This window comes from Arthrobacter sp. NamB2 (assembly GCF_005281365.1).
Classification (GTDB): Bacteria; Actinomycetota; Actinomycetes; order Actinomycetales; family Micrococcaceae; genus Arthrobacter_D.
Genome location: NZ_SZWI01000005.1, coordinates 15,685 through 26,888, shown reverse-complemented (window position 1 = coordinate 26,888; position 11,204 = coordinate 15,685). Strand labels below are relative to the sequence as shown.

The following is an 11,204-nucleotide window of genomic DNA, read 5'->3' as shown; positions in this document are numbered from 1 at the left end:
CGCGTTCGTCCGGGGTGCAGGCCGTAGGATTGCCGGAGACCCTGTCCGTACCACCGGCGCGGCACCGCGCCGTCTCTTGGAGGAACCATGGCCCTCAACGCATCCACGACGCTGCCCTATGACACCACGACCGTCCTCGGCGTCTTCACCGACGAGGGCTTCGTCCGCCACATGAGCGAATACGTCGGCGGTTCGCTCGAATCGCTCACGGTCGACGGCGACACCGCCGGCGCCTTCACGCTCACCGCCGTCCGCACGATGCCGACGCACCGGCTGCCGGACATGGCCCGCAAGTTCGTCGGCGAGACACTGTCCGTCACGCAGGTCGAACACTGGGAGGCGCCCGACGCCGAAGGCTCCCGCCAGGCGGCACTGACCATGACCGTCGCCGGCGTGCCGCTCGACGTCAGGGCAGTGCAGCGCCTCGTGGCACAGGGGACACAGACCGTCGTCGACCTGCAGGGAACCGTGTCGTCATCGATCCCTTTCCTCGGCGGCAAGATCGCCGGTGCAGCAGAACCCATGATCGGCAAGGCCCTCAACGTGCAGGCCGCCGAAGCCCGGAAGTGGTTGGAGAACCGCTGACCATCCGGTCGCTCCCGTAGACCCGTCCCGCCTCACCGAAAGTTCCTGAACGTGCAACTCCCCACACCGCTTGCCCTGATCCTGATCCTCGCCGGCGTCTGGACCCTCATCGTCTGGCCGCCGTTCCTGCGCCGCATCCTCAAGGATCCGCGGGCCCGTGACGAGAAGGGTGCCGCCACGCGGTTCTTGACCGTGCACGTCATGCTGATCTCGACCTCGATGATCCTGGGAGCCGCGACCGCCGTCATCGGCGTGCGCGCCCTGATCGCCTGAGGTCCTTCGTCCCCCGCAGTCGCAGCCCCCTTCGCAGAGGAGACTCCATGGCGCACGACGAGTCACGTCGGCTGGCCGGATCCCACCCCGTGGTCCTCCAGCGATCCAGCTACCCGGAGTACCTCCGCATCACCGAGATCCTCCGGAAGGAGACGGTGGGCGGCATCCTGCTGCTCATCGCCGCCGCTGTCGCGATCATCTGGGCCAACTCCCCTTTCGGCGCGTCGTACTTCGCTATCCGGGACTTCGAGTTCGGGTACGAACCGTGGCACCTGAAGCTTTCTGTCGGGCAGTGGGCCTCGGACGGCCTGCTCGCCGTCTTCTTCTTCCTCACCGGTCTCGAGCTCAAGCGGGAGTTCGTCGCGGGTGATCTCCGCCGGGTCAGCAGGGCCATCGTGCCGGTCGCCGCAGCGTTCGGCGGCGTCGTCGTCCCTGCCCTGATCTACACCATCGTGAACCTGTCCTCACCGGACACGCTGCGCGGCTGGGCCATCCCGACCGCGACGGATATCGCGTTCGCGCTGGCCGTGCTCGCGGTCATCAGCTCGCACCTCCCGGGTGCCCTGCGGATCTTCCTGCTGACGCTCGCGGTGGTCGACGACCTCATCGCCATCGCGATCATCGCGTTCTTCTACTCGGAGGACGTCAGCTTCGTCTTCCTGCTGTGGATGCTCCTGCCGCTCGGCCTGTTCGCGCTGCTCGCCCAGCGTCGGCCCAAGTTCTTCGGCAGGACGACGCTCGGCCCGTGGCTGATCCTGCTGCCCCTCGGCATCCTCACCTGGGCGCTCATGCACGCCTCCGGTGTCCATGCCACCGTCGCCGGCGTGCTGCTCGGGTTCTGCGTGCCGGTGCTGCGACGCGCCCCCGACGGGACACGCGCGCTGCCGAGGCCCAACAAGCCAGGGTTGGCGGAGGTCTTCGAGCACCGTTTCCGCCCTCTGTCCACCGGGTTCGCAGTGCCCGTCTTCGCGTTCTTCTCGGCCGGGGTGGCGATCGGCGGCGCCGAGGGCTTCGTCTCCGCCCTCACCGACCCGGTGCTCATCGGCATCGTGCTCGGCCTCGTACTCGGCAAGCCGATCGGCATCCTCCTGACGACCTTCATCGTCACCAGGACCACCAGGGCCACGCTGGATCCGGGACTGAGCTGGTGGGATCTTCTCGGCGTCGGAATCCTGGCCGGTGTCGGCTTCACGGTGTCCCTCCTGGTGAACGACCTGAGTTTCGGGGCGGGCAGCCAGCACGACGACCACGCGAAGGTCGCCATCCTCACCGCGTCGCTCACGGCGGCGCTCCTCTCCAGCGTGGTGCTGCGCTCCCGCAACAAGCACTATCGCCGCATCACCGAGGAGGAGAAGGTCGACACGGACGCCGACGGCATCCCGGACGTCTTCGAAGACCGCGGTGACCAGGCGCATCCGTGACCGACCGCGGCCGGACGGCGGGAGAGGAAGGCCTCGCCGACGCAGACGCCGACCGTTCCGATCACCGGTCGCAGCGGCGCCGACGCATCATCCTCAGTGAGATCGCCCTGGCCATCACCTTCACCCTCGCGATGGTGCTCGGGCTCGCCGAGCACGAGGACCTCGTGTCGGTGAAGCTCTTCCTCGCGGGCTGGACCCTCAATGTCCTGATGCTGACGCTGTGCTTCGTGCTTCCCTGGTCCACCATCCGGGCGAGTTCGGTCATCGTCATACCACTCGTCGACTTCGTAGCGATCGGCCTCTCCCGCGCCGCGGCGGGCGACACGCTGGCGGGCGTGGGTTTGCTGGCCGCGTTCCCGGTCGTCTGGATCGCCGCCTCACGCGTCCGGATGGGCACGGCGGTCGCTATCACGGTCGTCGCGTCCCTTGCGATCATCTGGCTCCCGCTCCTGCTCCGCGCCGAACCGACCACGCTCGACGCACTCCTGGATCCGATCCTGCTGCCCATCATGCTCACGGGGCTCGCCTGGTTCGTCAGCGCGCTCACCAAGGACAACCGTCGACAACAGGAAGCACTCAGGGAGTCGCAGTCGGCCCTGAGGGAGAGCGCCGAGGCCGGCAGGAAGCGCGAGCGCCTGCTCGAGACCGTCTTCGACACCGTCAGCGTGGGACTGCTGGCACTCGATGCGGAGGGCAACGATCTCCTCATGAACGCCCGGCAGCGCGAGGGGCACGCCGTCGCAGCGCCGCCCGGCAACGGCGATCCCAACGAGGCCGAACTGCTGATCTTCGGACCCGACCGCGTGACGCCGATCCCGCCGGAGCAACGGCCCGTGGCCCGGGCAATTCGCGGCGAGAACCTCGAGGCCGAGCGGGTGTGGATCGGGACGGGCCGTTCCCAGCGCGCCCTCGCCATCTCCTCGCAATCCATGTACGACGACGACGGTACTTTCGCCGGTACGGTGGTTTCCTTCAACGACATCACCGAACTGGTGCTGGCCCTGCAGGCCAAGGACGATTTCCTCTCGAACGTCTCGCACGAGTTCCGCACGCCGCTGACGTCCATCCTCGGGTACCTGGAGCTGACACTCGAGCTCGGCGATCGTCTTCCCGACGGGGTCGCGGGCCACCTCGACGTGGCACGGCGCAACGCCTTGCGGCTCGAGCAGCTGGTCGAGGACCTGTTGGCCATCAACGCCGGGACCTTCGAGGTCAACCCGGTTTCCGCGGACGTGGGACGGACGCTGGCGGAAGCGACGTCGTCCGCGGGCGTGCGTGCGGCGCGCTCCGGCCTGCACATCTCGAACCGGGCACCGGCCACACTCCCCGCGGTCGTGGACCCGGTACGGCTCGCGCAGGCCGTCGACAATCTGCTCACCAATGCCGTGAAGTACAACAGGAAGGGCGGCAGCATCACCCTGGATGCCCGGCTCGAGGACGCTTCCCTCGTCGTCGAGGTGGCGGACACCGGCATCGGCATCGAGGCGGAGGAACTGCACCAGGTCTTCGACCGCTTCTTCCGATCGCACTCGGCCCGAACCTCCTCGGTGCCGGGCGTCGGGCTGGGCCTGCTGATCACCAGGAGCATCGTCGCTGAGCACGGCGGGTCGATCACGGTCACGAGCGAACCCGGGAAGGGCACGTGCTTCCGGATCATCATCCCGCAGCCGGCACCCCGGCCGCAGGACGTCGCCGACTAGGAGTTCGCCGCGAGCAGGGACTCCTCGAGCGCGACCCATGCGAGCATCGCGCATTTGACCCGTGCCGGGAAGAGTGACACCCCGGAGAACGCCGCCGCGTCGCCGAGCACCTCCTCGTCCGCCTCGATCCTGCCACGCGAGCGCATCACCTCGCGGAAGGAGTCGACGAGCGCGATTGCCTCGTCCCTCGGCAGCCCCTGCACGAGGTCGGTGAGCACCGACGCGGACGCCATCGAGATGGCGCACCCGGCACCGTCCCAGCTCACGGCGGTGACCTTTCCCTCGTCCACGCCCGCGCGGAGGGTGATCTCGTCACCGCACACCGGGTTGAGCTGGTGCGACTCCCCCGCGCGCCCGCCGCCGTCGTACTCCCGCAGGGGCGAACCGTGGCGGACCTTCGCGTGGTCCAGGATGATCTGCTGGTACAGCTGTTCCAGGCCGGTACTCATTCGTGTGCTCCGAAGAAGGGACGGACCTGAGCGACCGCGTCCAGGAACGCGTCCACCTCATCCGTCGTGGTGTACAGGTACGTGCTGGCGCGCGTGGTGGCAGTGATGCCGAAGCGGCGGTGGAGCGGCTGCGCGCAGTGGTGACCCACCCGCACGGCGATTCCCTTGTCGTCGAGGAACTGTCCGACGTCGTGGGCGTGCACGCCCTCCACGTCGAAAGCAGCGAGCCCGATCCGTGGCAGCCCCGCTCCCGGCCCGAGGACGCGGATGCCCGAAACGGCCTCTAGGCCCGCCACGAGCCTCGCTCCGAGCGTCGCCTCCCAGGTCTCGATGCGCTGCATCCCGGTCTCGGCGAGATAGTTCGCCGCCGCACCGAGGGCGATGGCCTGCGAGATGCGCTGGGTTCCCGCTTCGAATCGGTTCGGCGACGGGAGGTATTCGGCACGTTCCATCGTGACGGTGGTGATCATGGAACCGCCGGTGAGGAAGGGCGGCATCGCGTTCAGCAGTTCCGCGCGCCCGTACAACGCACCGATGCCGGTGGGGCCGAGCATCTTGTGGCCGGAGAACACCAGGAAGTCCACGCCGAGCGCCTTCACGTCCACCGGCAGGTGCGGCACGGACTGGCACGCGTCGAGCAGGGTGAGGGCACCCACGGCCCGTGCGAGCTGGACGATCTCGGAGACGGGGTTGATGGTGCCGAGCACGTTGGAGGCATGCGAGAACGCGACGATCTTCGTGGCAGGGGTGATCAGGGCGGCGGCGTCGTCGAGCCGCAGAGTTCCGTCGTCGTCGACCGGGATGAAGCGCAGTTCCGCACCGGTGCGCGCAGCGAGTTCCTGCCAGGGAATCAGGTTGGCATGGTGCTCCATCTCGGTGACGACGATCCGGTCACCCGGGCCGATCGCGAAACGGCGAGCAGCTTCTCCCCCTCGCCCGAGCGTCGCGTTGGACATCGCGTAGGCCACCAGGTTGATGCCCTCGGTCGCGTTCGAGGTCCAGACGAGCTCGCTCGTGCGAGCGCCGATGAAGCGGGCGACGGCGGCGCGGGCGTCCTCGTACGCGTCGGTGGCGTCGACGGCGAGCGAGTGGGCACCGCGGTGCACGGCCGCGTTGCGCTGCTCGTAGAACTCCTGCTCGGCTTCCATGACGCTCAGCGGGTTCTGCGATGTCGCGCCGGAGTCGAGGTAGATCAGGGGCTTGCCGTTGACCTCGGTGCCCAGGATCGGGAAGTCGTTGCGGATGCGGTGCACCTCGGCGTCGGTCAGTCCGGCACCGGCCGGTGCGGGTCCGGTGGGGGTTAGCGTGACGGGCGTTTCAACCACGGGCACGGGGACTCCTCGAATTCGTCAGTACTCCCGGCGACAATTACGCAAGGATTCTCTGTGCTAATCCTCCCACTGCCGGGCGCGCGCGGCATCCCAGTACTGCCTAACTAAGGGCGGCGTCGTCGCTCAGTCCTCGCTCATGAAAGGCAGGAGGTCCTCGCGTCGGCTGATGCCGGATTTCGCGAAGATCCGATAGAGGTGACCCTCGACCGTGCGGACCGACGTGCCGTGCCGTTCGGCGATCTCCCTGTTGGTCAGGCCCTTCACGGCGAGCTTGACGACGGCGGACTCCCGGGGGGTCAGCCGGACCCCGGCGGGAAGAACGATCCCGTGCGCACCCTGCGGCCGATCCATCCCTCCCGTGCACGCGGCGAGCCTCTGCAGCGCGAGGCGGACCCCGGCACTGTCCTCTCGCTGCTCGAAGGCCTCCCGCGCCTGCTCGAAGCAGCGTGCCGCGAGGGGCCGGTAGCCGGACGCCACCGCAGCTTCCCCTATCTCCAGCAGCCGACGCCCGGTGTCCTGAGGACTGGTCCCGGCTGCCTCTCCTGCGGCTGCCCGCGCGTAGGTGTGCACCAGGCGTTGTTTCCTGCCGTCAAAGGACGCGGTGAGGTCCGCGAGGCGCGGGAGGACCGAGCGGTCACCGAGGACGAGGGCCTGGTCCAGCGCGGCGGCGGCGACGATCGGCAGTCCTTCCCCGTTTGCGGCATCCGCCAGGAGCACCAGGGTGGCGGCGCCGTCCGGGTCGCCGCTGAGGGCAGCTGTGACGCTCCGCGTGTACACCTCGGCGAGACTACGAGCGAGGCGGGACCCTGCCGGGCGCGCTCCGTCCTTGAGCTCGAGGAGTGCTTCGGCACTTTCCGAATCGCCGGCCAGCAACGCTGCATACGCAGCAAGGCCACGCACCCACGGAAGGATCAGGAGGAGATCGGAGGTCTGCAGTGCCTCCGATGCCAGCAGCAGGCGGGATCGGGCAGCGGAGAAGCGCCCCTCCTCCAGGGCTCGGGTTCCTTCGATGACGTCTTCCCAGACCGCACAGTGGAAGATGCTCCGGGGATCTCGCCGGTGGGTCGAGTGGAAGGCCGCGAGTGCCTGCTCCGCCTCACCGGCCGCAAGCAGTGCGATGATGCGCAGTCCCGCCGCGACATCCAGGAGCGGAAGCGTTTCCGCATCGTTCGTCACCAGCTCGATGGCACTGGCCGCCATCGTGGCGGCTTCCGCGGGGAGCCCTCTCCCCAGAAGGTCGACCGTCAGTACCAGGAACGCGACAAGGCGGGTTTGCCGGTCCACGGTGTCGTCTGCCGCAATCGTCCGAACAGCTTCCGGCTCGAGGACGCCCGTGTCACCCGACCGCCGGACGGCATGGCGGACCACAGTCATGAAGAGCTCGTTCTCCCGCTTCTTTTTGGAGGGAGAACCGCCCTCGCGGGCACCATCGAGGAGGTGCTGCCAGCGATCCGCAGCGGCGTGCATGTCCTGCGCCGAGCAAGCGCCGCGCTCCATCAGGATCAGGGAGAGGATGATCGCGTTCTGGAGGGCGGGCTCCTCCGTCCCGGGCGCCAGCGCTTCCTCGACGAGCTCCAGGGCCGCCCCGACGTCGTTGGTGCTCTCGGCCCACGCCATCTCCACCAGACGGCGTCCGCGCAGCCGTGGTGAGCCGACGGCGTCGAGCACCCGCAGCGCTGCGCGTCGATCATGCAGCCGGTTGGCGGCCGCCGCAGCGGACAGGAGCGCGTCGTCGTCCATGGCGACGCCCGCATCGAGCGCGAGCGCCGCACGCTGCAGCACCTCGTCGTCGTCGCGCGCCGGCGCCGTCATCGCCGCGAGGACGCGACGCTCCAGTCCGATCCTCCTCGCCGCGGGAAGCACCCCGCGAAGGACTGCGCCGTACAGGGGATGCCTGAGGACCAGCAGACCGTTCGCGGTCATCCGCACCAGGGAGACGTCGAGCAGCGTCCTCAGGACGTCCTGGTCAACCAGGGAATGTGCGACGTTGCCGGTAGCGGGCTCGGCGAGAGCCAGGAGCGTCATCGCGTCTCTCTCCTCCTGGGAGAGCGGTGCCAGCACCGCCTGGACGAGGTCCGTCAGGCGGGCGCTGACCGGCGGAAGCTTGGATGCCGCGTGCCACACACCGTTTCGTTCGCGCAGATAGCCCGAGGCCACGCCGTCATTGATGAAGGACTGCAGGAACCTCGGATTACCATCGGTGATGTGCGCAGCGATGTGGACGACGGCGGAGACCACCGGCCCACCGAGGAGCGACGAGCAGACCTCCCCGACCTCTCCGGCGGTGAGAGGTTCCATCACCATGGTGCCGAGCAGCCCGTCCGCTACCAGCTCCTCGAAGCCCTGCGGCAGACCCGGCAGCGGGCAGGCCAGGATCAGCGCGCGTGCCTTTCGTCCGGCGATGAGCTGTACGAGCAGTGCCACCGTGTCCTCGTCGAGGTCGTGGGCATCGTCGATCAGCAGCAATGGGAGGGTGTCCGCGGGTGCGCCGGAGCCGGACAGGTGATACATGAACCGTCGCATGACCGCTGCCGGTTGGGTCAGGGCTTCGGCAGGCATTCCCCGGAGATACGTCGACAGGCCTCCGAACGGCACCTGCGAGAGAACGGCTCGTCCGCTGATGCGGAGGATCCCCGCACCCGGCCCGGACCTCCCCTCGACCTCGCGGGCTACGGTCGTCTTCCCGGCACCCGCCTCACCCATGACGACGACACCCAGTACCGAAGACTCCCGCAACTCATCGGCAAGGCGCGCCAGGAACACCTCGCGGCCCTCCGGCTGCCCGTCGTCCGTCCGCTTCGTGCTCACCGGTCGAACACCGTCGACAACTGTTTCCGATTGGAGATCCCCAGCTTGCGCATCGCCCTCAGGACGTGCCCTTCGACGGTCCGCACCGACAGGTGGTAGGCGCCCGCTATCTCCTTGTTCGTGGCACCGCCGGCGGCCATGCGGGCAAGCGCCCGCTCGCGACTCGTCAGGACCCGGCGAGCCTGTGCGCTCTCCCGCGGAACGTTCGTACCGCGGAGAATCTGCTCGGCCCTGACGAATTCGAGCGGATCGTGCTCGGCATCATGGAGCTCCATCGACATACGTGCGGCCGATCCCGCCAGATCGAGATGCCCCCATTCGAGCGCTGACTCCGCCGCTGCCAGCAGCACGCCGGAGTCCCGTTGGATCACGCCGGAAGCGAGCAGATTGCTCGCAACCGCGAGCGGGGTGTCCATGGACCGGGCGAGGACGAGGATCGACGGCGCCTGGGCAGCATTGCCCAGCCTTACCGCATGCATTCGCAGGAGTAGCTCGGCGCCATGGTGTCCGCGGTCCCGTTGGTCGTCGGCCATCACTCCGAAGAGGCGAGCTGCTGCGTCGCCGTTCCGCAGGAGCGAATCCGTGAGGAGCTGGAAGAGCCGCATCGTCGCGGCGTCCGTCCACGACGCGGGCTGCTCCCCGGTGGGATCGGGGCGCGCAGGAGTACGGAACACCACGGGCTTTCCCACCAGCGCGCGCGCGTATCCTGCTGCCGATTCCGCTACCGGCAGCAGTCCCCGCCTGTCCCTGACCCGCAGCTGGGCGATCGCGGGCACCAGCCTCGCCAACGCCGCCCTCGCCCTCCCCGCCTGGGCGAGCAGGCAGCCTTCCAGGCATTCCGCGACTGCGGCATCAGCCCAGGCGTCCGCCAGCAGGGCCGGGGAGGCCGTCAGGACGAGCGCGTCCTGGAGGCGTCCCGCCTGCACATCAGCGAGGAACATGCTTTCCTGCAGTGCGTGACGACCTGCGGAGTGCCCGGGAGGAATTCCGAGGCGCCGGGCCCGGCCGGCCACTGATCGTGCCGTCGCGTCGTCGCCCGCGATGCTGTGCGCGAGGACGAGGTGAGCGGCGCGCTCCCCCGGATCATCCGCCGGGTCCTGTCCGCCCTCGACAGGAGGCGAGGCAGCATCGATCGACAGCACGTCCCGGAAACGGCCCTCGTACACCGCCACCTCGCTCTCCAGCAGACGCGGGTCGATCCTCCCGGGTGCGGAATCCTCGGCAACATCTGTGGTCGCGCGGCGGAACCGCCCGAGCAGTTCGCTGACACCTACCCCGTCGTCCTGGCTCCGTAGCACCAATCTGACCTGTTGTTCCAGCAGGTCTGCCCGATCGCCGGCACCCTCGCCGAGAACCATCGATACCGCGTCATGGCCATCGCGGATTCGACCCTCCACAAGGCACGCCCGTGCATATTCCAGCGCCGTGTCGCCGTCGGTGGCCGCGAGTCCCCCGAGCGCTTCGAGAGCAAGGCGGGAGTTCCCCGCGTCGTTCGCACGCCGTGCGGTCTGCAGGAGGTAGTCGTCCGGTAGAGGGGTTCCGGTGTCGAGGAACCATTCGGCCACCCGCAGCCGGCTGTCCGGTGGAAGGACGCCGTCCGCCTCGAGCTCGCGCAGCGCATGAAGAAGGGAGGCTGGTGGATTGCCCGCGAGGTCGGCCCGCAGGCGGTCGCCGATCGCGCCGTTGCCGACCTCGACGGGGTGCGGCGCGGCGTCGCCGACCGCGCAGAGGCCCGCGTTCTGGAGTTCGTCCACCGTGGCCGCGGGAGCGAATTTGAGGAGCGCCTCGAGCGGTAGGGCTCCAGCGACAGCCACGAGTTCGAGGGCCTCCCGCTGATCATTACTCAGGGCCAGGAGGATCCCGACGACGGGATCGTTCCGCTGCGCGCGGGAGGGGCCGTCCTCCTCCGTCAGAACCCACGTATCGTGCTCGAGCGCGAGCCTCCCTGACGCGATGTCGCCGCGCACCGCGGCCTGGAGAAATCGCGGGTTCCCGCGGCTCACGTGCCATAGCTCGACGGCGGCCGACCAGGACACCGGCGTCTCCAGCAGGTCCTGCAGGAGTGTCCTCATGGTGTCGAGTCCGAGCGGCATCACGTCCACCCGTTCGAGCATGCCCTTGGTCCACAGATCGAAGAATCGGCCCGGCGACGTGCCCGGTCGATCTGAGGCGACCATGAGGTGGACCACGCCCGCCTCGGCAAGATAGGAGAGCGCCCGCACCGACGATTCGTCGAGGTACTGGACGTTGTCGACCACCACCACGACCGGCCGCTCACCTGCAGCCTGCAGCAGGGCGTTCTGCACCGAGTGCAGCAGGAACAGCGGGGGCGCTTCGGCCGGCAGGTCGAGTTCCAGGAACAACAGGTTCAGCGCCCCGTACGGCGTCTCCGCCATTGCGGCCGAACCCCGGACGAAGACCAGGTGGGCGCTGTTTCCCAGCCGGGAAGCCGCTTCGCGGGCGATTGCGGTCTTTCCCGATCCGCTGGCACCGACGATCAGTACGCCGGCCAGCCCCGGATCGGTGACCGCGCCCAGGACGGCGGCGACTTCTGCCTCACGACGCAGCAGAGGCCAGGGGGCCGAGATCCTATCCATCGTGTGAGGCGATCTGATGTGCGGGGTTGGGGAACAGGGC

The 11,204-nt window shown here is 68.7% G+C and carries 8 protein-coding genes; 4 read left to right on the top strand and 4 right to left on the bottom strand.

The genetic code is table 11. The annotated features are described in order from the left end of the window. Positions 1–87 precede the first annotated feature (87 nt). The 4 genes from FDK12_RS10080 to FDK12_RS10065 are packed head-to-tail and all read left to right on the top strand — an operon-like array spanning position 88 to position 3,979. On the top strand, positions 88–585 hold the full coding sequence (locus FDK12_RS10080; protein ID WP_137369459.1) for a DUF2505 domain-containing protein: 498 nt from the start codon (positions 88–90) through the stop codon (positions 583–585). A gap of 51 nt (positions 586–636) precedes the next feature. Next, positions 637–858: an SCO4848 family membrane protein gene (locus FDK12_RS10075; protein WP_104117815.1), complete on the top strand. Its 222-nt coding sequence runs from the start codon at positions 637–639 to the stop codon at positions 856–858. Between the two features lie 47 nt (positions 859–905). Continuing rightward, positions 906–2,279 (top strand): Na+/H+ antiporter NhaA, encoded by a 1,374-nt coding sequence (gene nhaA / locus FDK12_RS10070; RefSeq protein WP_137369458.1) that lies wholly within the window; start codon positions 906–908, stop codon positions 2,277–2,279. Beyond that, positions 2,276–3,979: a sensor histidine kinase gene (locus tag FDK12_RS10065; protein WP_137369457.1), complete on the top strand. Its 1,704-nt coding sequence runs from the start codon at positions 2,276–2,278 to the stop codon at positions 3,977–3,979. The genes nhaA and FDK12_RS10065 overlap by 4 nt, the downstream gene beginning before the upstream one ends. Here FDK12_RS10065 and sufU read toward each other — a convergent pair. From sufU to FDK12_RS10045, 4 genes are all read right to left on the bottom strand, one after another. Beyond that, the gene (gene sufU / locus FDK12_RS10060; protein WP_137369456.1) at positions 3,976–4,428 is read right to left on the bottom strand and encodes a Fe-S cluster assembly sulfur transfer protein SufU; all 453 of its coding nucleotides are present in this window, start codon (positions 4,426–4,428) and stop codon (positions 3,976–3,978) included. The genes FDK12_RS10065 and sufU overlap by 4 nt on opposite strands. Further along, a complete protein-coding gene (locus FDK12_RS10055) occupies positions 4,425–5,759 on the bottom strand; it encodes a cysteine desulfurase (protein WP_411266164.1) in 1,335 nt (444 codons plus the stop codon). The genes sufU and FDK12_RS10055 overlap by 4 nt, the downstream gene beginning before the upstream one ends. A gap of 123 nt (positions 5,760–5,882) precedes the next feature. Continuing rightward, positions 5,883–8,567 carry a LuxR C-terminal-related transcriptional regulator gene (locus FDK12_RS10050; protein ID WP_137369455.1) on the bottom strand — a complete coding sequence of 895 codons (2,685 nt, stop codon included), beginning with the start codon at positions 8,565–8,567 and terminating at the stop codon, positions 5,883–5,885. Beyond that, entirely contained in the window at positions 8,564–11,164 is a 2,601-nt protein-coding gene (locus tag FDK12_RS10045) for a helix-turn-helix transcriptional regulator (RefSeq protein WP_189636326.1), read from the bottom strand. The genes FDK12_RS10050 and FDK12_RS10045 overlap by 4 nt, the downstream gene beginning before the upstream one ends. Positions 11,165–11,204 lie beyond the last annotated feature (40 nt).

Coding starts and splice junctions, on each gene's coding strand:
- FDK12_RS10080 (WP_137369459.1), top strand. CDS start 88: ATGGCCCTCAACGCATCCACGACGCTGCCCTATGACACCACGACCGTC.
- nhaA (WP_137369458.1), top strand. CDS start 906: ATGGCGCACGACGAGTCACGTCGGCTGGCCGGATCCCACCCCGTGGTC.
- sufU (WP_137369456.1), bottom strand. CDS start 4,428: ATGAGTACCGGCCTGGAACAGCTGTACCAGCAGATCATCCTGGACCAC.
- FDK12_RS10045 (WP_189636326.1), bottom strand. CDS start 11,164: ATGGATAGGATCTCGGCCCCCTGGCCTCTGCTGCGTCGTGAGGCAGAA.